Origin of the sequence: Pseudooceanicola onchidii (assembly GCF_004959925.1) — a bacterium.
Taxonomy (GTDB): domain Bacteria; phylum Pseudomonadota; class Alphaproteobacteria; order Rhodobacterales; family Rhodobacteraceae; genus Pseudooceanicola; species Pseudooceanicola onchidii.
Genome location: NZ_SPUW01000002.1, coordinates 862,702 through 884,597 on the forward strand (window position 1 = coordinate 862,702; position 21,896 = coordinate 884,597).

General features: G+C 65.9%; 18 protein-coding genes. 8 read left to right on the forward strand and 10 right to left on the reverse strand.

Annotation, left to right across the window (positions count from 1 at the left end; translation table 11 throughout):
* Window positions 1-107 precede the first annotated feature (107 nt).
* The gene (locus E4S58_RS12185; protein WP_136636663.1) at window positions 108-2,075 is read right to left on the reverse strand and encodes a protein meaA; all 1,968 of its coding nucleotides are present in this window, start codon (window positions 2,073-2,075) and stop codon (window positions 108-110) included.
* A 393-nt stretch (window positions 2,076-2,468) separates the two neighbouring features.
* On the opposite strand from E4S58_RS12185, the gene ccrA reads away from it, so the two are divergent.
* The 4 genes from ccrA (at window position 2,469) to E4S58_RS12205 (ending at window position 6,681) form a co-directional block, all read left to right on the forward strand.
* The gene (gene ccrA / locus E4S58_RS12190) at window positions 2,469-3,758 is read left to right on the forward strand and encodes a crotonyl-CoA carboxylase/reductase (RefSeq protein ID WP_136636664.1); all 1,290 of its coding nucleotides are present in this window, start codon (window positions 2,469-2,471) and stop codon (window positions 3,756-3,758) included.
* Window positions 3,759-4,064: 306 nt separating this feature from the next.
* Complete coding sequence (locus E4S58_RS12195; RefSeq protein ID WP_136636665.1) at window positions 4,065-5,600, forward strand: ATP-dependent DNA helicase; 1,536 nt, start codon at window positions 4,065-4,067, stop codon at window positions 5,598-5,600.
* Window positions 5,597-6,316, forward strand: a complete 720-nt coding sequence (locus E4S58_RS12200) for an SDR family oxidoreductase (protein WP_136636666.1) — start codon at window positions 5,597-5,599, stop codon at window positions 6,314-6,316. The genes E4S58_RS12195 and E4S58_RS12200 overlap by 4 nt, the downstream gene beginning before the upstream one ends.
* The gene (locus E4S58_RS12205) at window positions 6,316-6,681 is read left to right on the forward strand and encodes a DoxX family protein (protein ID WP_136636667.1); all 366 of its coding nucleotides are present in this window, start codon (window positions 6,316-6,318) and stop codon (window positions 6,679-6,681) included. Before E4S58_RS12200 ends, E4S58_RS12205 begins: the two co-directional genes overlap by 1 nt.
* A gap of 76 nt (window positions 6,682-6,757) precedes the next feature.
* Here the strand turns inward: E4S58_RS12205 and E4S58_RS12210 are convergent, their stop codons facing one another.
* Window positions 6,758-7,633 carry a 3-hydroxybutyryl-CoA dehydrogenase gene (locus E4S58_RS12210; protein WP_136636668.1) on the reverse strand — a complete coding sequence of 292 codons (876 nt, stop codon included), beginning with the start codon at window positions 7,631-7,633 and terminating at the stop codon, window positions 6,758-6,760.
* 143 nt (window positions 7,634-7,776) lie between these two features.
* On the opposite strand from E4S58_RS12210, the gene E4S58_RS12215 reads away from it, so the two are divergent.
* Together E4S58_RS12215 and E4S58_RS12220 are read left to right on the forward strand one after the other, a co-directional pair.
* On the forward strand, window positions 7,777-8,640 hold the full coding sequence (locus E4S58_RS12215; protein WP_136636669.1) for a DUF6473 family protein: 864 nt from the start codon (window positions 7,777-7,779) through the stop codon (window positions 8,638-8,640).
* Window positions 8,641-8,744: 104 nt separating this feature from the next.
* The gene (locus E4S58_RS12220) at window positions 8,745-9,503 is read left to right on the forward strand and encodes a helix-turn-helix transcriptional regulator (RefSeq protein WP_169052664.1); all 759 of its coding nucleotides are present in this window, start codon (window positions 8,745-8,747) and stop codon (window positions 9,501-9,503) included.
* 308 nt (window positions 9,504-9,811) lie between these two features.
* On the opposite strand, the gene E4S58_RS12225 is transcribed toward E4S58_RS12220, so the two are convergent.
* A complete protein-coding gene (locus tag E4S58_RS12225) occupies window positions 9,812-10,738 on the reverse strand; it encodes an electron transfer flavoprotein subunit alpha/FixB family protein (protein WP_136636671.1) in 927 nt (308 codons plus the stop codon).
* Entirely contained in the window at window positions 10,738-11,496 is a 759-nt protein-coding gene (locus E4S58_RS12230) for an electron transfer flavoprotein subunit beta/FixA family protein (protein ID WP_136636672.1), read from the reverse strand. Before E4S58_RS12230 ends, E4S58_RS12225 begins: the two co-directional genes overlap by 1 nt.
* Window positions 11,497-11,726: 230 nt before the next feature.
* On the opposite strand from E4S58_RS12230, the gene ggt reads away from it, so the two are divergent.
* Window positions 11,727-13,547, forward strand: coding sequence for a gamma-glutamyltransferase (gene ggt / locus E4S58_RS12235; RefSeq protein WP_136636673.1), 1,821 nt, complete (start codon window positions 11,727-11,729; stop codon window positions 13,545-13,547).
* Between the two features lie 135 nt (window positions 13,548-13,682).
* The gene (locus E4S58_RS12240) at window positions 13,683-16,175 is read left to right on the forward strand and encodes a GcvT family protein (RefSeq protein WP_136636674.1); all 2,493 of its coding nucleotides are present in this window, start codon (window positions 13,683-13,685) and stop codon (window positions 16,173-16,175) included.
* A 262-nt stretch (window positions 16,176-16,437) separates the two neighbouring features.
* Here the strand turns inward: E4S58_RS12240 and E4S58_RS12245 are convergent, their stop codons facing one another.
* The 6 genes from E4S58_RS12245 to E4S58_RS12270 form a co-directional block, all read right to left on the reverse strand.
* The gene (locus tag E4S58_RS12245) at window positions 16,438-17,100 is read right to left on the reverse strand and encodes a DUF938 domain-containing protein (protein ID WP_136636675.1); all 663 of its coding nucleotides are present in this window, start codon (window positions 17,098-17,100) and stop codon (window positions 16,438-16,440) included.
* The gene (locus tag E4S58_RS12250) at window positions 17,097-18,182 is read right to left on the reverse strand and encodes an NAD(P)/FAD-dependent oxidoreductase (RefSeq protein WP_136636676.1); all 1,086 of its coding nucleotides are present in this window, start codon (window positions 18,180-18,182) and stop codon (window positions 17,097-17,099) included. Before E4S58_RS12250 ends, E4S58_RS12245 begins: the two co-directional genes overlap by 4 nt.
* Before the next feature lie 30 nt (window positions 18,183-18,212).
* Entirely contained in the window at window positions 18,213-18,677 is a 465-nt protein-coding gene (locus E4S58_RS12255; RefSeq protein ID WP_240789540.1) for a GNAT family N-acetyltransferase, read from the reverse strand.
* Between the two features lie 69 nt (window positions 18,678-18,746).
* The gene (locus E4S58_RS12260) at window positions 18,747-19,835 is read right to left on the reverse strand and encodes a BMP family ABC transporter substrate-binding protein (protein ID WP_136636677.1); all 1,089 of its coding nucleotides are present in this window, start codon (window positions 19,833-19,835) and stop codon (window positions 18,747-18,749) included.
* A gap of 45 nt (window positions 19,836-19,880) precedes the next feature.
* A complete protein-coding gene (locus E4S58_RS12265) occupies window positions 19,881-20,801 on the reverse strand; it encodes an ABC transporter permease (protein WP_136636678.1) in 921 nt (306 codons plus the stop codon).
* Complete coding sequence (locus E4S58_RS12270) at window positions 20,801-21,883, reverse strand: ABC transporter permease (protein ID WP_136636679.1); 1,083 nt, start codon at window positions 21,881-21,883, stop codon at window positions 20,801-20,803. Before E4S58_RS12270 ends, E4S58_RS12265 begins: the two co-directional genes overlap by 1 nt.
* Window positions 21,884-21,896: the final 13 nt, after the last annotated feature.

The following is a 21,896-nucleotide window of genomic DNA, read 5'->3' on the forward strand; positions in this document are numbered from 1 at the left end:
GGGTGGGCTGCCAGCCCGTTGCGTCACCATTCCGGCTTCTTCTGGTCGGCAAATACCTCGGGGTAGCCGACCCGCAGGGGCGGCGCAGGGGCAGGGCCCCTGTGCACTTACTCGGCCGCGACGTCCTTGGGATCGGCCAGTTCGACCACGTCCATCATGATCCGGTTCAGCTGGAAATCCTTGGGCGTATAGACCCGCGCCACGCCCATCCCCAGCAGGCGCTTGGCATCCTCGTCGGGGATGATCCCGCCGACGATCACCGGCACGTGGTCCAGGCCCGCGTCGCGGACGCGCGTCATGACCTCTTCGACCAGCGGCAGGTGCGATCCCGACAGGATCGACAGGCCGATCACATGCGCCTCCTGCTCCTGCGCGCGGGTGACGATTTCTTCGGGCGTCAGGCGGATGCCTTCATAGTTGATGTCCATGCCGCAGTCGCGGGCGCGGAAGGCGATCTGTTCGGCACCGTTGGAATGCCCGTCGAGCCCCGGCTTGCCGATGATGAACTTCAACCGCCGGCCCAGCTTGTCCGACACGGCATCGACCGCCTCGCGGATGTCGTCCAGCCCTTCGGTCTTGTTCGACATGCCCGCCGCCACGCCGGTCGGGCCGCGGTATTCGCCGTGCACCGCGCGCATCTGCGCCGCCCATTCGCCGGTCGTCACCCCGGCCTTGGCCGCCGCGATCGAGGCGGGCATGCAGTTTTCGCCCTTGGCTGCCGCGTCGCGCAGATCGGCCAGCGCCTTTTGCACGGCGGCTTCGTCACGCTCTGCCCGCCAGGCGTTGAGCCGCGTGACCTGGTCGGCCTCGACCGCCGGATCGACGGTCATGATGCCGCCATCCTCGCCCATCAGCGGCGAGGGCTCGGCCTCGGTCCACTTGTTCACACCGACGACGATGGTCTTGTCGGTTTCGATCCTGTTGACCCGCTCGGCGTTCGATTCCACCAGCCGCGACTTCATGTAGTCGATCGCGGCCACGGCCCCGCCCATCCCGTCGAGGTTGGCCAGTTCGGCCCGCGCGCCTTCCTTCAACGCCTCGACCTTGGCATCCACCGCCGGGTTGCCGTCGAACAGATCGCCGTATTCCAGCAGGTCGGTCTCGTAGGCCATGATCTGCTGCATCCGAAGCGACCATTGCTGGTCCCAGGGTCGCGGCAGGCCAAGCGCCTCGTTCCAGGCGGGCAGCTGAACGGCACGGGCGCGGGCCTTTTTCGACAGGGTCACGGCCAGCATTTCGATCAGGATACGGTAGACGTTGTTCTCGGGCTGCTGTTCGGTCAGGCCAAGCGAGTTCACCTGCACCCCGTAGCGGAAGCGGCGGAACTTGGGATCCTCGACGCCGTAGCGGTCCTGGCAGATCTCGTCCCAGAGATCGACGAAGGCGCGCATCTTGCACATCTCGGTGACGAACCGGATGCCCGCGTTCACGAAGAACGAAATCCGGCCGACCACGGTCGGGAAATCCTCGGCCGGGACGCGGGGGCGCAACTCGTCCAGCACCGCGATGCCGGTCGCCAGCGCATAGGCCAGCTCCTGCTCGGGCGTCGCACCGGCCTCCTGCAGGTGGTAGGAACAGACGTTCATCGGGTTCCACTTGGGAACCTCGCGGTAGCAGTATTCGGCCACGTCCGCGATCATCTTCAAGCTGGGGGCGGGCGGGCAGATATAGGTCCCGCGCGAGAGGTATTCCTTGATCAGGTCGTTCTGCACGGTGCCTTGCAAGACCTTGGGATCGGCCCCCTGTTCCTCGGCCACGGCGATGTAAAGCGACAGCAACCAGGGCGCGGTCGCGTTGATCGTCATCGAGGTGTTCATCTCGGCCAGCGGGATCTGGTCGAAGAGCGTGCGCATGTCGCCCAGGTGGCTGATCGGCACGCCGACCTTGCCGACCTCGCCCCGCGCCAGGACGTGATCGCTGTCGTACCCGGTCTGCGTGGGCAGGTCGAAGGCCACCGACAGGCCCGTCTGACCCTTCTTGAGGTTCGAGCGGTAAAGCTCGTTCGACGCCTTTGCGGTCGAGTGCCCGGAGTAGGTCCGGAAAAGCCAGGGGCGGTCCTTTGGGGTCTCGGTCATGGCGGGCCTCGGGTTTTGGGTGCGCAATTAAATTTCGTCTGGTCGTTCGTATCGGAAAGAATATGGCCTTGTCAATTCGCCGCGTCGCGGCAATATCCGGCAAATCTAGCATGTTCCGGGACCTCGGCGCGGGTTTTCACGGGTGCTTTTGCCGCGCTGCCGAAATTTTCTGGCCCGACTCACCGGAACAGCGGCAATCTTGACCAGATCCTGCAATTCCTTCGCGCAACCGGCCTTGTGGGCCCGGTCCGCTTGGCGTCCACTAGGATCGTAAGGGTCATAAAATTACAAAAGAGAAGCTTCCGGTATTGCTTTGTTGCGTGGCGACTTATATCCCGGGGATCAGTCCGCCGCGATTCTGCGTCGCGGCATCACGATCTGAAGGAGGCCCCCATGGCGCTGGACACCGATACGGGCATCGCACCCTACGACGCCCCTGAAAAAGACCTGTACGACGTGGGTGAAATGCCCCCGCTCGGCTATGTTCCCAAGAAGATGTACGCTTGGGCGATCCGCCGCGACCGCCACGGCGATCCGGCCACCAGCTTCCAGCAGGAGGTCGTGGACACCTGGCAGATCGACAGCCACGAGGTCCTCGTCCTCGTGATGGCCGCCGGCGTGAACTACAACGGCGTCTGGGCCGGCAAGGGCGAACCGATCTCTCCGTTCGACGTGCACGGTCAGGACTATCACATCGCCGGTTCCGATGCCTCGGGCATCGTCTGGGCCGTGGGCGACAAGGTGAAGAACTGGAAAGTGGGCGACGAGGTCGTGATCCACTGCAACCAGGACGACGGCGACGACGAGGAATGCAACGGCGGCGACCCGATGTTCTCGCCCACGCAGCGGATCTGGGGCTACGAGACCGGCGACGGATCCTTTGCCCAGTTCACCCGCGTACAGGCGCAGCAGCTGATGCCGCGCCCCAAGCACCTGACCTGGGAAGAGGCCGCCTGTTATACGCTGACGCTGGCCACCGCCTATCGGATGCTGTTCGGTCATCACCCGCACGAGCTCAAGCCCGGCCAGAACGTGCTGGTCTGGGGTGCCTCGGGCGGCCTGGGGTCCTACGCGATCCAGCTGGCGGCGACGGCCGGTGCCAATGCGATCGGCGTGATTTCCGACGAATCCAAGCGCGAGTTCGTTCTGGCCCAAGGAGCCAAGGGCGTCATCAACCGCAAGGACTTCGACTGCTGGGGCCAGCTGCCCAAGGTCAACAGCCCCGAATACAACGCCTGGCTGAAAGAGGCGCGCAAGTTCGGCAAGGCGATCTGGGACATCACCGGCAAGGGCGTGAACGTCGACATGGTCTTCGAACACCCCGGCGAGGCGACCTTCCCCGTCTCCACGCTCGTGGTGAAGAAGGGCGGCATCGTGGTGATCTGCGCGGGCACCTCGGGTTTCAACACCACCTTCGACGTGCGTTACATGTGGATGCACCAGAAGCGCCTGCAGGGCTCGCACTTTGCCAACTTGAAACAGGCGGCATCGGCAAACCGCCTGATGATGGAACGCCGTCTCGATCCCTGCATGTCCGAGCTTTTCCCCTGGGCCGAGATCCCGGATGCGCACATGAAGATGATGCGGAACGAACACAAGCCGGGCAACATGGCCGTGCTGGTCCAGTCGCCGCGGCCCGGTCTGCGGACCGTGGAAGACGTGCTGGAAGCCAGCAAGGCCTGATCTTTCTGGCTGGCGCCGGAGGGCTCTGCCCTCCAGACCTCCCGGGATATTTCTGGCAAAAAGAACAGTGGGCCCCTCGCCGTCCGCCAATCCGGCGGTGCTGCGAGGGGCTTTCTCTTTGCGCGGTCATCGGCGTCCCCGCCTGTACCGCGTGTTCAGCTTTCCTGATTCTGGTTAACAATTTCTTTTTGCCGGAAATATCCCGGGGGAGTCCGCAGGACGGGGGCAGAGCCCCCTGCGCCGCATCCTGGGCCATCGCGTCGGGTCGCGCTGGCGCATTCCCGGGAACCGCTGTAGCGTCCGGGCATGAGCTTGCCCTCCGTTACATTTTCTCACGATCAGGCCGATGCCTTTGACCGGATCGCCGAGGCACTGCGTGCCGATGGTGTTGATCTTGACGGCGATGCCCTGCGTCCGCCGGGGGCGGGCAAGGGGCAGGTGTTGGCTGTCACGGGCAAGGCCGGGTCGGGCAAGACGCTGCTTTTGTCGGCCATCTCCAAGGCGGCGCAGGAGGCTGGGGTCGCCCTGATTTCGGGCGATTACGAGCCGAAGAAGACCAAGGACCGGCGCACGCTGGCGATCCTTGCGCCGACGAACAAGGCGGCCTCGGTGCTGCGGCTGCGCGGGGTGCCTGCGACCACGATCCACCGCATTCTGTACACGCCGGTCTATGATCCCGAATACGAACGCATCGCGGAATGGCTGGCGGGCGAGGGCGATCGCCCTGTCATCGAGGGGCTGACGGATGTGGCGCTGGATCGCGCGCATGCCTCGTACCAGGTGAACACCTCGGTGCCGGCGGCGCTGGCGGCGGCCGGGCTGCGCGGGTCGGATTTCATCACCGGCTGGAAGCGGCGCGATGATCCGCTGGACATGGGGCTGATCGACGAAGCCTCGATGCTGGACGACAAGCAGTACGACGACCTGCGCGAGATCTTTCCGACCCTGCTGCTGTTCGGCGATCCGGCGCAGCTGGCGCCCGTGGGGCAGTCCGGCCGGATGGTCTTTGACCGGGTCGGGGCGCCGAATGTCATGCACCTGGACCGGGTGCACCGGCAGGATGCGGACAACCCGATCCTCGATCTGGCTCATGCCCTGGCGGACCCGCAGCTGTCGTTCGAGGATTTCGAGCGCATGATCGAAGACAAGGCGGCGCAGGACGAACGGGTCGTCTGGGGGCAGCGGGTCGAGGTCGACCTGATGGCACGCTCGCCCGTGCTGGTCTGGCGCAATGCCACGCGGATCCGGCTGATCAATGCCTTCCGCAAGGTCCATGGCGCACCCGAGGATGCGCTGCTGCCGGGCGAACCGCTGATCTGCGACGGGATCGAACTGCCGCTGAAGCATCGCAAGAAGCGGCTGGATCTCGAGGCGCGGGGGCTGATCAAGGGGGCGCAGGTCGTCTACCTCGGGCCCGGATCGAAGGCCGGGTTTTCCAAGTTGCATGTCATGGGGGCCGAAAGCCCGCAGGTGTCGGCGGCCTCGATCGTGAAAATCGAGAAGCCGGACGAGGAAGAGCCCTTCATCCCCTATGCCGCACGCATGGGAGCGACCTTTCTGCATGGCGCGGCGGTGACGATTCACAAGGCGCAGGGGTCGCAGTGGCGCGATGTGCAGGTCTTTGCCCCCGATCTTTACGCCGCCGCGCGGGTCGGGCGGATCGAGGCCGGGCAGCCGCTGTGGAAGCGGCTGGCCTATGTGGCGATCACCCGGGCCGAAACGCGGCTGATCTGGGTGGTGCGCAACCGGCTGGCGAAACCCTCGGCGCCGCTTGGGGTCGAGGATCTGCTGGCGGCGCCGGTCGCGCCGCTGGAGCTGACGGCAGAGGGGGGAGAGGCATGAAGAGCATCCTGGTGACCGGGGCCAGCGACGGCATCGGCCGCGCGACGGCCGAGCTGTTTCTGGACCACGGCTGGCGCGTCGGCGTGCTGGCGCGGCGCGGGGAGGTGCTGGAGGAGGTCTTCGGCGGGCGCGAGGGGGCGGTGATCCTGCCCGGTGACGTGACCGACGAGGGGGCGGTGGACGCGGCCTTTGACAGGTTCCTGCGCGCGGCCGGACGGATCGACGTATTGTTCAACAATGCGGGGATGTTCGGGCGGGCGGATACCATCGACGGGATCACCCTGGCCGAATGGCGCGCGGTGGTGGACGTGAACCTGACGGGCATGTTCCTGTGCGCCCGGGCGGCCTTTGGCCGGATGCGGATGCAGGATCCGCAGGGCGGGCGGATCATCAACAACGGGTCCATCTCCGCCCATGTCCCGCGCGAGGGGTCGCTGGCCTATACGGCGACGAAACACGCGGTGACGGGGATGACGCGGACGCTGTCGCTGGATGGCCGGGCCTTTGACATCGCCTGCGGGCAGATCGACATCGGCAATGCGCGGACCGAGCTGTTGCAGGGGATCATCGACCAGAACCCCGACAACCCGCCGCCGTCGATGGATGTGGCCCATGCGGCCCAGTCGGTGCTGCACATGGCGGAACTGCCGCTGAGCGCCAACGTCCAGTTCATGACCGTGATGGCGACCAAGATGCCCTATATCGGGCGGGGCTGATGCGGGATCTGGCGGATCTGGCGGGGCGGCTGCTGATCGCGCTGCTGTTTTTGGGCGGGTTTGCGCAGAAGCTGGGGGATCCCGGCCCGGTCGAGGCGATGATCCGGTCGGTCGGCCTGCCGGGGTGGTTTGTCTGGCCTGTGGCGGTCTTCAACCTGCTGGGGGCGTTTTGCCTGGTGCTGGGGCCGCGCGTGCGGGTCTGGGCCGTGCTGCTGGCCGTCTACTGCGTCTTCACCAGCTGGTTTCACTGGCAGCTGCGCGCCGATCCCTGGCAGGTCACCATCGTCGTGAAGAACTGGGCCATCGCCGGCGGGCTGCTGGTGCTGGCGGCGCAGGGGCCGCGGCGCTTCGTGCGGTGGCGATGACAGATCGCCTCCGGCGGGAGTATTTCGGGCAAGATGAAGCGGAGGCCGACCCGCTGCGGGGTCGGCGTGCCGTGGTCTAGCGGGTCGGGACCGGCGTTTCGCCGCGATAGTCGTAGAAGCCGCGCCCGGTCTTGCGGCCCAGCCAGCCGGCCTCGACGTATTTCGTCAGCAGGGGGCAGGGCCGGTACTTGGTGTCGGCCAGGCCGTCGTGCAGCACGTTCATGATCGCGAGGCAGGTGTCGAGGCCGATGAAATCCGCCAGTTCCAGCGGGCCCATGGGGTGGTTGGCGCCAAGCTTCATCGCCTCGTCGATCGACCGGACGTTGCCGACCCCTTCGTAGAGGACATAGACCGCTTCGTTGATCATCGGCACCAGTACGCGGTTGACGATGAAGGCCGGGAAATCCTCGGCCGAGGAGGCGGTCTTGCCCAGGCGGTCCACCACGGCGTGGCAGGCCTTGTAGGTTTCGTCGTCCGTGGCGATGCCGCGGATCAGTTCGACCAGCTGCATCACCGGCACGGGGTTCATGAAGTGGAAGCCCATGAACTTTTCGGGCCGGTCGGTGCGGGATGCCAGCCGGGTGATCGAGATCGAGGAGGTGTTGGAGGTCAGGATCGTTTCGGGTTTCAGCGCCGGGACGAGTTCCTTGAAGATCGCGTCCTTGACGGTTTCGCGTTCGGTCGCGGCCTCGATCACCAGGTCCATCTGGCCCAGGTCGGTGAGCGTCAGCGTCGATCCGATCCGCGACTGGGCGTCGTTCTTGGCCTCTTCCGTGATCAGGCCCCGGCTGACCTGGCGGCCCATGTTCCGGTCGATCTGGGTGACGGCACGGTCCAGGGCCTCTTGCTTGATGTCCGTGATCATCACGTCATATCCCGCAAGCGCGCAGACATGGGCGATCCCGTTGCCCATCTGGCCTGCGCCGATCACGCCAATCGATTTGATCTCCATACCGGTCTCCTTGTTCGTCGCGCGTACAGTGGCCAAAGCGGCCGCTGGCCGCAAGTGCCGACCATTTGCGATGAATGCAAGATTTAGGGACTTCGTAAGGTTTGCGCGGCACAAGGTTCGACGGGTGACTTGTGGTGGGTATCATGACCTATGAACGACTTGAGCAGGCGGGGCTTGATTATTACCCGTGTCGGTACAGCGGATCGCGGATGCTGTTTCGCGGACCGAAGGCGGATCGGGTGGGGCCGCATGTTCTTTATTTCGGGGGCACGGCGACATACGGAAAGTTCATCCCGCGTCCCTTCCCGGCGCTGATCGAATCGCGGACGCATCTGCAAAGCGTGAACCTTGGCGCGGTGAATTCGGGTCCGGACCTGTACCTGAACGACGCCGATCTTTTGGCCATGACCGAAGGGGCGGCGGCGACGGTGGTGCAGATCACCGGGGCGCCGAATCTGACCAACCGGTATTACAGTGTGCATCCGCGCCGCAACGACCGGTTCCTGCAGGCGTCACAGTTGCTGCGGACGGTGTTCCGCGATGTGGATTTCACGGGCTATCACTTTACCCGTCACATGTTGCAGGGCCTGCAGGATCTGTCGGCGGACCGGTTCGCCATCCTGGTCGAGGAACTGCAGGAGGCCTGGGTCGGGCGCATGACCTCTCTGCTTGCCGCGATCCGGGGGCCGGTGGTGCTGCTGTGGCTGGCGGACAGGCCCGTGCCGGACGTCGCGTCCCCCATGGATCCGGTCGAGGGGCAGGGAGAGCCGCTGTTCATCTCTCGGCCCATGGTCGATGCGCTGCGCCCGCATGTGGCCGCCGTGGTCGAGGTCACGGCCAGCCCGACAGCCCGGGCGCTTGGATCCGAAGGCATGGTCTATTCGCAGATGGAAGCCGCGGCGGCCCATTGCCAGCTGGGGGTGAGGGCGCAGGTCGAAGCGGCCGAGGCCCTGGCGCCGGTGCTGTGTGATCTGGTGCCGAAGGGACGCAAGGCGCGGCTTAACTGATCCGGGGCGTATGTCGCATCGGATAAGGTGATGCGACCACAAGATTATTGCCAGCCGGTACACCGGGTCCTACCAATATAGGGCAGGGTAGCGAAGGGTGTGACGTGCTGGCAGACAAGGCCCGAGGGCTGGAAGATCTGACCGACCTCGAGTCGATCTGGACCAAGGTTCAGGCCATTCTTCGTGCGGAAGGCATCGACTTTGTCATCTACCTGTCTGTCGAACAGGATTTCACGGCGCCCCAGCTGCTGACCAATGTGCCCGAGATCTATGCCGGGTTTCCGCCGCAGGAGGATCCCTTCCTGAGCCACTGCTGCAACAGCTACCGGATCACCATGACCGGGGTCGCCTATCTGCCCGAGCATGATTACCTGCCAGAGAAGGCCAAGGCGTTCATCACGCGCGCGCGGCAGACGGGCTTTGAAACCGGCCTCGGCATCCCGATGCGGTTGCAGGGGACGTCGCGCTTCGGCGGGTTCAACCTGGGCAGTCGGCTGGACCGGAATGCCTTCGAGGCGAAGATCCTGCCGAAGCGCGAGGAATTCCGGCTGTTCTGCCTGCTGGTCCACCGGCGATTGGAAGAGCTGATGCAGGCTCCGGGCATATTGGACGGCGAATTCTCGCGCCTGATGATCGCGCCGGATCATGCCGAACTGTCCGCGCTGACCCCGCGCGAGCGCGAGGTGGCCTATCTGGTGGCGCAGGGGTACAGCCGGAAGGAATGCGCGCGGGCCTGCGACATCTCATTGCACACGGTGTCGGATTACCTGAAGTCGATCTATGCCAAGCTGGGCGTGAACGATCGGGTGCGGCTGGCGCAGATGTTCTTTTCTGCAGGGGCCGGGAACGAACAGGCTTCGTAATTTCCAAGCTTTGAGGTAAAGTGGATCAACTTTGACCGTCGTGTCCGACGCCGTCACGGCTATCCCCCCTATTCAGGGGGGTGTACCGGATGTGTCTTCCCCTGCATTCTCGAACATGGAAAATCAGTGCGGCACACTGCCGTTTTGAATCCGAGTGTTTTTTATCATGTTTGGCTCGTCCCTAGTGAGTGGGGGACGGGCCGTTTTCTTTTCGGGGGGGCGCTTTTGCGGGGTCGCATGAAAAAGGCCCGCCGAAGCGGGCCTTTTCAGGTCTGTCGGCTGGGGCGTGTCGCCACGCCCCGACCGGATCAGAGCTTTTCGGTCAGGGCCGGGACGGCTTCGAACAGGTCGGCGACAAGGCCGTAGTCCGCGACCTGGAAGATCGGGGCCTCTTCGTCCTTGTTGATCGCGACGATGACCTTGCTGTCCTTCATGCCCGCGAGGTGCTGGATCGCACCCGAGATGCCGACGGCGACATAAAGCTCGGGGGCGACGACCTTGCCGGTCTGGCCAACCTGCCAGTCGTTCGGGGCATAGCCCGAGTCGACAGCGGCACGGGATGCGCCAACGGCGGCGCCCAGCTTGTCGGCAAGGCCTTCGATCAGCGCGAAGTCGTCCTTCGAGCCCACGCCACGACCGCCAGAGACGACGATCTTGGCCGAGGTCAGTTCCGGGCGGTCCGAGGCCGCCATCGAATCCTCGACCCATTCGGACAGGGCCGGATCCTCGGCGGTGGCCGCGTCGGCAACCGAGGCAGAGCCGCCGTCACCGGCTGCGTCGAAGGTCGAGGTCCGGAAGGTGATGACCTTCTTTTCGTCCTTCGATTTCACGGTCTGGATGGCGTTGCCGGCATAGATCGGACGCTCGAACGTGTCGGCGTCGACCACGGCGGTGACGTCGGTCAGGATCATGACGTCCAGCAGGGCCGCGACGCGGGGCATGATGTTCTTCGCGTCGGTCGTGGCCGGGGCCACGATGTGCGAATAATCACCGGCCAGCGACACGATCAGCGCCGACACGGGTTCTGCCAGGCGGTGACCATAAAGGGCGTCTTCGGCGACCAGCACCTTCGACACGCCCGCGATCTTGGCGGCGGCTTCACCGGCGGCCTTGGCAGATGCGCCGACGGCCAGAACCGTCACGTCGCCCAGGGCCTTGGAGGCCGAGACGGCCTTGGCGGTGGCGTCCAGCGCCAGTTCGCCGTCGTTGACTTCGGCAAGCAGAAGAACGGCCATTACACGATCCCCTTCTCTTTGAGTTTCGCAACCAGCGTGTCGACGTCCGGCACCATTTCGCCCGCGCTGCGCGCTTCGGGTTCAGAGGTCTTCACGATTTCCAGACGCGGAGAGACATCGACGCCGTAGTCGTCGGCGGTCTTCTCATCCAGCGGCTTTTTCTTCGCCTTCATGATGTTGGGCAGCGACGCATAGCGCGGTTCGTTCAGGCGCAGGTCGGCGGTGACGATGGCGGGCATCTTGACCTTGATGGTCTGCAGGCCGCCGTCGACTTCGCGCTTCACGACAGCCGCATCGCCGTCGATGTCCAGTTCGTTCGCGAAGGTCGCCTGGGACCAGCCCAGCAGGGCCGCCAGCATCTGGCCGGTGGCGTTCATGTCGTTGTCGATCGACTGCTTGCCCGCGATGACGAGGCCCGGGGCCTCTTCGTCGATGACACCCTTGAGGATCTTCGCGACGGCCAGCGGTTCGATATCGGTGTGCACGTCATCGGCGGCCACGACGAGGATCGCACGGTCAGCACCCATGGCGAGCGCGGTCCGCAGGGTTTCCTGCGCCTGCTTGACGCCGATGGAGACGACGACGACCTCTTCGGCTTTCCCGGCTTCTTTCAGTCGGATGGCCTCTTCGACGGCAATCTCGTCGAATGGGTTCATGGACATCTTCACATTGGCAAGATCGACACCCGATCCGTCCGCTTTGACGCGAACTTTCACGTTGTAGTCGATCACGCGTTTGACAGGCACAAGCACCTTCATCTGCGGTCACTCCCTTTTGCAAATTCCCGGGGCAACGCGGATTCGCGCTGCCCGTCTCAGCGGTGTTGATATAATCTTGCAAAGCGATCGGACAGGTCAAAAGCGACGTGACGCCGCGACGACTCGTCGCGAAATTCCGGCTGGCGGCGCAATTTTTCGCAGTGCGGAAAGGTGTAGCGCTATCGGAATCGCGACTATCATGTTGGCGAATCATACAGTACGGGGTGCCCATGAAGCTGAGATCATTCCTGTTTGCCGCCACCCTGCTGTGCGGACCGCTGGTCGCCCCGTTGCAGGCACAGCAGGCCGCCGATGCCATCCCGCCCGAGATGACGACCGACCTGTCGGCGCCGGTGACCGATCCCGGACTGCGGGCATCGCAGCTGCTGAAGTCCGCCGGGCGTCCGGCCAAGGCGGGGCAGTGGATGATTTCGGCGGCGCATCCGATGGCGGTGCAGGCGGGCGCTGACGTGCTGCGCGAAGGTGGTTCGGCTGCGGATGCGATGGTTGCCGCGCAGGCGATGCTTGGACTGGTCGAACCGCAAAGCTCGGGTCTGGGCGGCGGCGGGTTCCTTGTCTTCTATGATGCCGAACTGGGCGAGGTCTTCACCCTCGACGGCCGCGAAACCGCGCCGCTGGATGCCACGCCGACGCTGTTCCAGGTGGATGGCGCGCCCATGGGGTTCTTCGATGCGGTTGTCGGCGGGCTGTCCGTCGGCGTGCCGGGCACACCCGCGCTGATGGAGGCCACGCACGAAAGATGGGGCCGCAAGCCCTGGGCGCGGCTGTTCACCCCGGCGATCCGCGCGGCGCAGGATGGGTTCCCGGTCTCGGCCCGGCTGGCGGCCATGGTCGGTGTCGATCGCGACAGGCTGGCCGTGCATCCGGTGACGGCTGCCTATTTCCTGCCGCTTGGCGAACCCGTTCAGGCGGGCGACCTGCTGCAGAACCCGGCCTATGCCACCAGCCTCGAGGCGCTTGCGGAAAGCGGATCGGCCGCGTTTTACGACGGGCAGGTCGCCACGGCGATCGTGTCGGCGGTGCAGGGCGCAGCGCAGCCGGGGATGCTGAGCGAATGGGACATGCGCAACTATACCGTCAAGGAACGCGACCCGGCCTGTTCCGTTTTCCTGAGCTTTGAGGTCTGCGGCATGGGCCCGCCGTCTTCGGGCGCGGTGGCCGTGGGGCAGATCCTTGGCCTGACCGAAGCCTTCTATGCCGAACTGGACCAGCCGCTGGCCGAGGTGCTGCGGACCCCCGGGAAGCGCGACGATTTCCTGACGCTCTGGGGCAATGTCGGGCGCATGGCCTTTGCCGACCGGGGCCGGTACCTGGCCGACAGCGACTATGTCCCGGTGCCGGTGCGGGGCCTGCTGGACCCGGCCTACCTGGCACAGCGCGCCGCTCTGGCGTCGGACATGTCGGCCATGGCCGAGGTCGTGCCGGGCCAGCCGCAGTTCGATCACGCGCTCAACTGGGCCGATCACGAGGGGCGGGCGCTGCCCTCGACCACGCATATCTCGATCGTCGACAGCTATGGCAACGCGCTGTCGCTGACCTCGAGCGTCGAGAACGCCTTCGGGTCACGCGTCATGGTGGGCGGCTTTCTTCTGAACAACCAGCTGACCGACTTTTCCTTCCGCTCGCACCGCGACGGCGTGCCGATCGCCAACCGGGTCGAACCGGGCAAGCGGCCGCGGTCGTCGATGTCGCCGACCATCGTGTTGCAGGACGGCAAGCCGGTGCTGGTCGTCGGATCGCCGGGCGGGTCGCGGATCATCGGCTATGTGGCCGAATACATCCTGCGGGTGCTGGGCGAAGGGCAGGGCGTGCAGCAGGCCGCCGCCGCACCCCATGCAGTCAACCGCTTCGGCACCTATGATTTCGAGGTCGGGCCGCAGGGCGACACGATCGCGCAGGCCCTGGCCGAGCGTGGTTTTGAAACCCGCGTGACGGGGATGAATTCGGGCCTGCACGCGGTGATGGTGACGCCCGAGGGGCTGCTGGGGGCCGCCGATCCGCGCCGCGAGGGGATCGCCTACGGCGAGTGACCGCGCGGGTGCCGGGCCGCCGGACGGGTCGAAATCCGCCGCCACGTCGCTTTCCGCTCTGAAAATGTCGGCTGGACCGCGCGCCGTCCGTACGGGCTGCTAAACCGGGATCAGACCGCAGCGGAGACCCGATCCATGAAGACCCATGTCAAAGCCCTTGTCGTCGGTGGTGGCGCCGTCGGCACCTCGATCGCCTACCACCTGGCCCGGGGGGGCTGGGACGACGTGATGCTGCTGGAACGGGACGAGCTGACCAGCGGATCGACCTGGCACGCCGCCGGCCTGCTGCCGCTGTTCAACATGAGCTATGCGACGACCCACATCCACAAGTACTCGGTCGATTTCTACAAGACGCTCGAGGCCGAAACCGGCCTGAACGCGGGCTTTTCGATCGTCGGCAACCTGCGCATGGCGCAGACGGATGCGCGGATGGACGAATACATGCTTTATGCCTCCACGGCCGAAACCGCCGGCGTTCCTTACGAATGGATGACGCCCGCGCAGATCAAGGACCGCTGGCCGCTGGTGCGGACCGAGGATCTGAAGGGCGCGATCTATCACCCGACGGATGGCTACATCAATCCGGCCGATGTCACGATGGCCATGGCCAAGGGCGCGCGCCAGCGCGGCGTGATGATCGAACGCAAGTGGCAGGTCGACGCGTATGAGTGGACCGGGTCCGAGTGGAAGGTCACGCTGACCAAGATGGGCGAGCGGGGCGGCAACCTTGTTCCGACCGAGGAGGCCTGCGTCGTCACCGCCGAACACGTCGTCACCGCGACGGGCAACCACGCGCAGCGCACCGCGAAACTGCTGGGCATCAAGACGCCCGCGATCCCGGTGGAACACCAGTTCATCGTGACCGAACCCGATCCCGCGCTGGTCGCCTATCGCGCGGCGGGCGGTGAAGAGCATCCGGTCCTGCGCGACGCCGATGCCAAGTGGTACGTGCGCGAGGAACGCGGTGGCTGGATCCTTGGCCCCTATGAACGCAATGCCCCCGCGCGCTTCCAGTACGGCGTGCCCGACAGCTTCCGCGCCGACCTCTTCCCGCTCGATCTGGAGCGGATCGAGGAAGAGTACATGTCGATGATCCATCGCCTGCCGTCCTCCGAAGAGGTTGGTTTGAAAGACGATTTCAACGGCCCGATCTGTTACACCCCCGACGGCAACCCGCTGGTCGGCCCCGCGCCGGGCCTGCGCAACATGTGGCTGGCCGAGGGCTTTTCGTTCGGGATCACCGCTGCGGGCGGCACGGGCTATTACCTGGCCCAGATGATGATCGAGGGCGAGGCCGAGATCGACATGGCCTCGCTTGATCCCAAGCGCTACGGGTCCTGGATGACGACCGACTATGCGGTGGCCAAGAACGAAGAGGCCTATGAGCACGTCTTCATCTTGCACCACCCCGACGAGGAACGGCAGGCCGCGCGGCCGCTTCGGACCTCGCCTGCCTACGACCGTCAGAAGGCGGCGGGGGCACAGTTCGGCCAGGTGAACGGTTGGGAACGCCCGAACTACTACGCGCCCGAAGGCTTCGACGATCACGCGGCACGGTCCTTCCGCCGGGGTGGCTGGTGGCAGCACGCGGTCGACGAGGCGAAGGCAATCCGCGAAGGCGTCGGCCTGATCGACGCGACAGCCTTTACCAAGCACCTGGTGAAGGGCCCCGGCGCCACGGCCTTCCTGGACTGGTTCACTTGCAACAAGCTGCCCAAGGTCGGCCGCATCAACCTGACCTATGCGCTGACCTCCAAGGGCACGACGCGGACCGAATATACCATCGTGCGGCTGGCCGAGGACGAATATTACCTCGTCTCCGCCGGGGCCTGGACGGCCTATGACAGCGATTTCCTGCAGAAGGCGATCGAGGACAAGATCCCCGAATTCGGCTGGATCTCCTGCCACGATGTGACCACGCAGTGGGGCGTCTTCGCCATCGCCGGGCCGAAATCCCGCGACGTGCTGAACGCCCTGGTTCGGGATGGGGAGCCCGAGACGGTCCTGTCGAACAAGCGCTTCCCCTGGCTGACGATGCGCAACATCGAGCTGGGCATGTGCCCGGTCCGCGCCATCCGCGTCGCCTATACTGGTGAGCTGGGCTGGGAGTTGCACCACCCGATCGAGATGCAGAATTACCTTTGGGACAAGCTGGTCGAGGCCGGGGAACCGCACGGCATGAAGCTGGTCGGTGCCCGTGCGCAGAACTGGCTGCGCCAGGAGAAATCCTACCGCGCCTTCGGCACCGAACTGGGCCGTGACGCGACCCCGGCCGAGGCGGACCTGCCGCGCTTCATCGACCTGTCGAAAGAATTCCACGGCAAGGACGCCATGGAGGCGACCGGCATCCGCGCCAAATGCGTGACGCTGCTGATCGACGGGCCGGACGACGCGGACCCCTGGGGGCGCGAGGCGCTTTATGACGGCGACACCAAGGTGGGTCGTCTGACCTCGGGTGGCTATTCGGTGGCCTTCGGCAAATCGATCGGCATGGGCTACGTCACGCCCGCCCTGGCGGTGCCGGGCACCAAGCTGAAGGTGAAGATGTTCGATCGGCTCTGGGACTGCGAAATCACCGAAGACAGCCCCTACGATCCGAAGAACGAAGTGATCCGCAAGGACGGCTGACCGGGCAGGGGGGCTTTGCCCCCCGGGCGTGCCGCGCGCCCCCCAGGATACATGAACCAGAGGAAGCAGGCGGGGTCCGGCCCCCTGCATGTCGCAAGGGGCCTTCCCCTGGTGCGGTCATCGGTTCCCACCTGTACCGCAGGTCCAGTCTGCGCCCGGATGGTTAAGAAACCCTTGCTTCCCCTGGTGTCCATATCCTCGGGGGTGTTCGGCCCTCCGCAGGAGGGGCGAGAGGGGGCAGACAGCCCCCTTTGCCGACGGCTCAGCCGAAGCGCCGTGCGACGAAGGCGAGGTTGTTGGCCGGCATCTCGACCAGCTGCGCCAGCTCCATCCCGCTGGCGTGGATCATGTCGGTGATGTCGAAATCGTCCTTGTAGCCGATCGCCGCATCGGCGCCGGTCAGCTCGGCATGGAAGCGGCGGTCGCCGTCCGAGGTCAGCTCTCCGCCCCGCATGAAGGGGCCGTAGAGCATCAGTTGACCACCGGGGGCGAGGGCGCGACCCGCCTCGCGGATCAGGGTGCGGCAGTCTTCGGTGCTGATCAGGTGAAGCAGGTTGACCAGCAGGATCAGGTCCTGGCCCCCATGGGCGTCGGACCAGCCCGGCGCGGTGGCGTCCAGCGCAATGGAAGGTCGGATGTTCGGCAATCCGGCATCCTGCGCCAGCAGGTCGATCGAGGTCCGGCGGGCCGCGTCGACCTCGGTCGGTTGCCAGGTGATCCGGGGGCTGCGGCGGGCATGTTCGACGATGTGCTGGCCCGCGCCCGAGGCCAGTTCCAGCGCGTGGCCGCTGTCCCGGTCCTCGACCAGCCCGGCGACCAGCGTGGCGATGGCGTCCTTGTTGCGGTCGGCGGCGGGCAGGCGCAGACGGCCGCCGCCCGCATCTTCGGACACCGTGGCAGAGGCAGGCAGGGCGCGCTTGGTCATTGATGGAACCTTTCCGGGCTGAGGGCGGTGACGATGGCCGAAGGCAGGCCCGGGGTCCGGCCCGTCAGCAGATCGGCGGTCAATGCGGCGGCGGCGGGGGCGGTCTGGAACCCATAGCCCCCCTGTCCGGCAAGCCAGAAGAAGTCGGGCATGCCCGGGTCGCGCCCGATCACCAGCGTGCGGTCGGGGGCAAAGCTGCGCAACCCCGCCCAGGTGGCGATCACGCGCGTCACCTCAATCGTGACGGCGGCTTCGAACCGGGCAAGGCCTTCGGCGATCACCATGTCATCGGCCCAGGCGTCCATCGGGGCCGAGGGGTCTTCCTCGGACGGAGAGACGATCAGCCCGCCGGCATCGGGCTTGGCGTACCAGCTTTCGCCGACCGCATCGACGAAGGCCCAGGCGGCGGGATCGGTGCCCGGGGGCAGGGGGATGCGGGCCATCGACCGGCGGTAGGGCGTGATGCCAAGGGGCGCGACGCCCGCCATGCGCGCGATATCGTCGGCCCAGGCTCCGGCGGCGTTGAGAAGGGTCGTCGCGGTTAGTTCTCCGGCGGCGGTCGTCACCCGCCAGGCGGTGTCGCGGGTGATCGCGGTCGCGCGGGCCCCGGTGATGATCCGGGCGCCATGGGCCCGGGCGCGACGGCGGGCATTCTGGATCAGCAGGTCGGTGTCCAGATCGGCGGTGTCGTCGCGCAGGGCGGCGTGGGCGATCACCGCAGGGTCGATCAGCGGGAAATAGCGCTGCGCCTCGGCGACCGACAGGTCGGTCATCCCGAAGCTGCGGGCCTCGGTCGCGAAGGCCCGGGCCTCGTCGGCGCGTCCGATCAGCAGGAAGGGGCGGGGCGTCAGAACGCCGCCGTCGGCGGTGCGGTGGTGATCGGCGCTGGCCTCGTTCAGGGCGCGGACCGTCGCGTTGCCGTAGCTTTCCAGGAACATCGCCGCCGACCGCCCCGAGGCGTGATAGGCAAGGTGATCCTCGGCCTCGATCACCGTGACGTCGGCATGCGGCGCAAGGGCGGCCGCCGCCGTCAGCCCGGCCACGCCGCCGCCGATGATCGCGATGTCACTGTGGTCGGTCATGGGGCGAGAGTGCCGATTATCGCCGCAGGGTCAATCGCGGGCCAGGGACAGCGGCTTTTCGAAGTAGACCCGGTGAAAGCCGTCCTCGATCCGCCGGTCGGTTTCGACATAGCCCAGCCGGGGATAGATCCCGAGGTTATCGGCCATCTTGATGTTGGTATAAAGCCGCACGGCGGGCAGGCCGGCGTGGCGGGCGGTGTCCTCGCACAGGCCGATCAGCGCCTTGCCGATGCCGCGACCGGCGGCGTCGGGATGGACGGCCACGTTTTCCAGCAGCATGGCGCCTGCATCCTCGTAGAAGACGATGAAGCCCAGAAGCCGGTCCCCGTCCATGGCAACCCGGACGACGTCCGCCGCGATCTGGGCGGCAAAGTCGGCGACCATGGGGGCGGGCTTGCGGCCCATCAGGGGCACGTAGCGGGCATAGGCCAATTCGGCACAGGTCCGGACGGCGGGTTCGTCCGTGGCGGTGGCGGGGCGAAGGATATGGGTCACGGCGGATCCGGTAAGAAAAGGGGGCGGCTGCGCGTGGCAACCGCCCCCGGTCTGGTCAAGGCGGGCCGCTTACTGCGGGATGTCGCCTTCGATCCCTTCGACGTAGAAGTTCATGCCGGCCAGGGTGCCGTCATCCGCCGTCTCGCCCTCGGCCAGCCAGTCGGAGCCGTCCTGCTTTTTCAGCGGGCCGGTGAAGGCGTGGTATTCGCCCGAGGCCAGCTTGTCCTTCAGCGCCAGCGCCTCGGCCTTCACCTCGGCGGGGACGGCGTCGGTGATCTCACCGATGCCGACCATGCCCGGGCCGATGCCGTCCCATGTGTTGGTCGAGGTCCAGGTGCCGTCGATCACGGCCTGGGTGCGCGCGATGTAGTAGGGCGCCCAGTTGTCGATGATCGAGGAGATCCGGGGTTTCGGCGCATATTCCGCCATGTCCGAGGCCTGGCCGAAGGTGTAGACGTTGCCCGCCGCCTGAGCCGCCGCCTGCGGGGCGGTGGAGTCGGTGTGCTGCAGGATCACGTCGGCGCCCTGTTCGATCAGAACCTTGGCGGCGTCGGCTTCCTTCGCCGGGTCGAACCAGGTGAAGGCCCAGACGATCTTGAACTGCACGTCGGGGTTGACCTTCTTGGCGTGGATGTAGGCCGAGTTGATGCCGCGGATGACCTCGGGGATCGGGTAGGACCCGATGTAGCCGATGATGTTGCTTTCGGTCATGTGGCCCGCGATCGTGCCCTGCACCGCGCGGCCTTCGTAGAAGCGGGCCGAGTAGACGCTGACGTTGTCGGCGGTCTTGTAGCCGGTGGCATGTTCGAACTTCACGTCCGGGAACTTGGCCGCGACGTTGATGGTCGGGTCCATGTAGCCGAACGAGGTGGTGAAGATCAGGTCCGCGCCGTCCAGTGCCATCTGGGTCATCACGCGTTCGCTGTCCGGGCCTTCGGGCACGGATTCGACAAACACGGTTTCGACCTGGTCGCCGAAGTGTTCTTCGACCGCCTGGCGGCCCTTGTCGTGCTCATAGGTCCAGCCGCCGTCACCGACGGGGCCGACATAGACGAAGCCGACCTTGGTCTTGTCCTGGGCCATGGCCCCGGTGGCGGTCGCGGCCAGGCCAAGCGCCATGGCGGCGCCGGTCATCAATGCGCGTTTGGTGAGTTTCATGTTTCTCCCTTTCAGGTCTTCGTGTTTTGGGTTGAGTGTAATCGTCTAGCTGGTCGCGTGGAAGATGCGACCAAGCGAGGCCGGGGCCCGTGACTTGTCGGCGGACATGATGACCAGCACGACAATCGTGATGATGTAGGGGGACATCGACAGGTATTCGACCGGGATGGCGATGCCTGCGGCCTGCAGGTTCAGCTGCAGCACAGTGACGCCGCCGAACAGGTAGGCCCCCAGCAGGACGCGCCAGGGTTTCCAGCTGGCAAAGACCACCAGCGCCAGGGCGATCCAGCCGATGCCGGCGGTCATGCCCTCGGTCCACTGCGGAACGCGGATCAGGCTGATATAGGCGCCGCCCAGGCCCGCGCAGGCGCCGCCAAAGGCGATGGCCATGATGCGGATGCGGACGACCTTGTAGCCAAGCGCATGGGCGGCGTCGTGGTTTTCCCCGACCGCGCGCAGGATCAGCCCGGCGCGGGAGTATTTCAGGAAGGCCCAGACGGCGGCAACCAGCGCCAGCCCGACATAGACCATCAGGTCATGGCCAAAAAGGATCCGCCCGACCACCGGAAGATCGGTCAGCACGGGGATATCCAGCCGCGGCGTCGCGGGTGGTTTGATCCCCTGGTAGCCCTGGCCCAGAAGCGACGACAGCCCCAGCCCGAACAGCGTCAGCGCCAGCCCCGACGCCACCTGGTTGGCCAGGGCAAACTGCGTCAGGAAGGCAAACAGCAACGACAGCGCCGCGCCCCCGATGGTGGCCGCGACAAAGCCGGCCGTGGGCGATCCGGTCTGCACGGCGACCGCAAAGCCGCAGATCGCCCCGGTGATCATCATGCCCTCGACGCCCAGGTTCAACACGCCCGCACGTTCGACGATCAGCTCTCCGATCGCGGCGATCATCACGGCGGTCGCCGCCACCATGAGCGAGGCGATGAGCAGGACGGGATTGATGGCAGACAGGTCCATCAGGCGACCTCCCCTTTTCCGAAGCGCAGCCGATAGGAGGTCAGCACATCCACCGCCAGCAGGAAGAACAGAAGCATCCCCTGGAACATCTGGATCGCCGCCGCCGGCAGCCCCATGCTGGACTGCGCGATTTCGCCGCCGATATAGGTCAGCGCCATCAGCATCCCGGCCAGCAGGATACCGACCGGATGCAGCCGCCCAAGGAAGGCGACGATGATCGCGGTAAAGCCGTAGCCGGTGTTGAAATCGATCGACACTTGGCCTGCGGGGCCCGACACCTCGAACATGCCCGCAAGACCCGCGAGCGCCCCCGAGATGCCGAGGCAGAAAAGGATCAGCCGCGCCGGGGACACGCCCGCGAACTTGGCGGCGCGCGGGGCCTCTCCGGTCAGGCGGATGTGATAGCCCAGCTGGTGCCGCGTCAGCAGGATATAGGCAAAGATCACCGCGATGAAGGCCGCGGCGACGCCCCAGTGCATGCCGGTGTTGGCGATCAGGTCGGCGTTATGGGCCGACGGATACTGCTGAAGGTTGCGCGATCCGGGAAAACCGAAGCCCTGCGGGTTCTTCATCAGGCCAAGCGACATCGAGGCCAGCAACTGCTCGGCCACGTAGACCAGCATCAGCGACACAAGGATCTCGTTCGTGCCGAACCTGACCTTGAGAAGCCCCGGGATCATCGCCCAGGCGCAGCCCGCGATCGCGCCGCCGAGGATCATCAGCGGGAAGATGAACCAGCCCTCCATCGGGTAGAAGGCAAGCGCCACGCCCGCGCCGCCAAGCGCACCGAGGATGTACTGCCCCTCGGCCCCGATGTTCCAGATCCCCGCCCGGAACCCGAGGCTCAGGCCAATGGCGATCAGGATCAGCGGCCCGCCCTTCACCAGCAGCTGCGGCCGGTAATAAAAGGCATGCTGCCCGAACAGCGGATCCCAGAAGATCGTGCGGATCGCCGCGACCGGATCCTTGCCAAGCGCCGCGAACATCAGCCCGCCAAAGATCATCGTGGCGATCACGGCCATCACCGGCGTCGCATAGGCAAAGGCCTGCGACGGCTGGCGGCGTTTCTCAAGCCTCAGCATGGGCGCGTCCCCT

Bases quoted from the DNA above. Each gene is read 5' to 3' on its own strand.
- E4S58_RS12185 (WP_136636663.1), bottom strand. From the start codon at position 2,075: ATGACCGAGACCCCAAAGGACCGCCCCTGGCTTTTCCGGACCTACTCC.
- E4S58_RS12260 (WP_136636677.1), bottom strand. From the start codon at position 19,835: ATGAAACTCACCAAACGCGCATTGATGACCGGCGCCGCCATGGCGCTT.
- E4S58_RS12270 (WP_136636679.1), bottom strand. From the start codon at position 21,883: ATGCTGAGGCTTGAGAAACGCCGCCAGCCGTCGCAGGCCTTTGCCTAT.
- E4S58_RS12245 (WP_136636675.1), bottom strand. From the start codon at position 17,100: ATGACCAAGCGCGCCCTGCCTGCCTCTGCCACGGTGTCCGAAGATGCG.
- E4S58_RS12230 (WP_136636672.1), bottom strand. From the start codon at position 11,496: ATGAAGGTGCTTGTGCCTGTCAAACGCGTGATCGACTACAACGTGAAA.
- E4S58_RS12250 (WP_136636676.1), bottom strand. From the start codon at position 18,182: ATGACCGACCACAGTGACATCGCGATCATCGGCGGCGGCGTGGCCGGG.
- ccrA (WP_136636664.1), top strand. From the start codon at position 2,469: ATGGCGCTGGACACCGATACGGGCATCGCACCCTACGACGCCCCTGAA.
- E4S58_RS12265 (WP_136636678.1), bottom strand. From the start codon at position 20,801: ATGGACCTGTCTGCCATCAATCCCGTCCTGCTCATCGCCTCGCTCATG.
- ggt (WP_136636673.1), top strand. From the start codon at position 11,727: ATGAAGCTGAGATCATTCCTGTTTGCCGCCACCCTGCTGTGCGGACCG.
- E4S58_RS12200 (WP_136636666.1), top strand. From the start codon at position 5,597: ATGAAGAGCATCCTGGTGACCGGGGCCAGCGACGGCATCGGCCGCGCG.
- E4S58_RS12240 (WP_136636674.1), top strand. From the start codon at position 13,683: ATGAAGACCCATGTCAAAGCCCTTGTCGTCGGTGGTGGCGCCGTCGGC.
- E4S58_RS12205 (WP_136636667.1), top strand. From the start codon at position 6,316: ATGCGGGATCTGGCGGATCTGGCGGGGCGGCTGCTGATCGCGCTGCTG.
- E4S58_RS12195 (WP_136636665.1), top strand. From the start codon at position 4,065: ATGAGCTTGCCCTCCGTTACATTTTCTCACGATCAGGCCGATGCCTTT.
- E4S58_RS12225 (WP_136636671.1), bottom strand. From the start codon at position 10,738: ATGGCCGTTCTTCTGCTTGCCGAAGTCAACGACGGCGAACTGGCGCTG.
- E4S58_RS12210 (WP_136636668.1), bottom strand. From the start codon at position 7,633: ATGGAGATCAAATCGATTGGCGTGATCGGCGCAGGCCAGATGGGCAAC.
- E4S58_RS12215 (WP_136636669.1), top strand. From the start codon at position 7,777: ATGACCTATGAACGACTTGAGCAGGCGGGGCTTGATTATTACCCGTGT.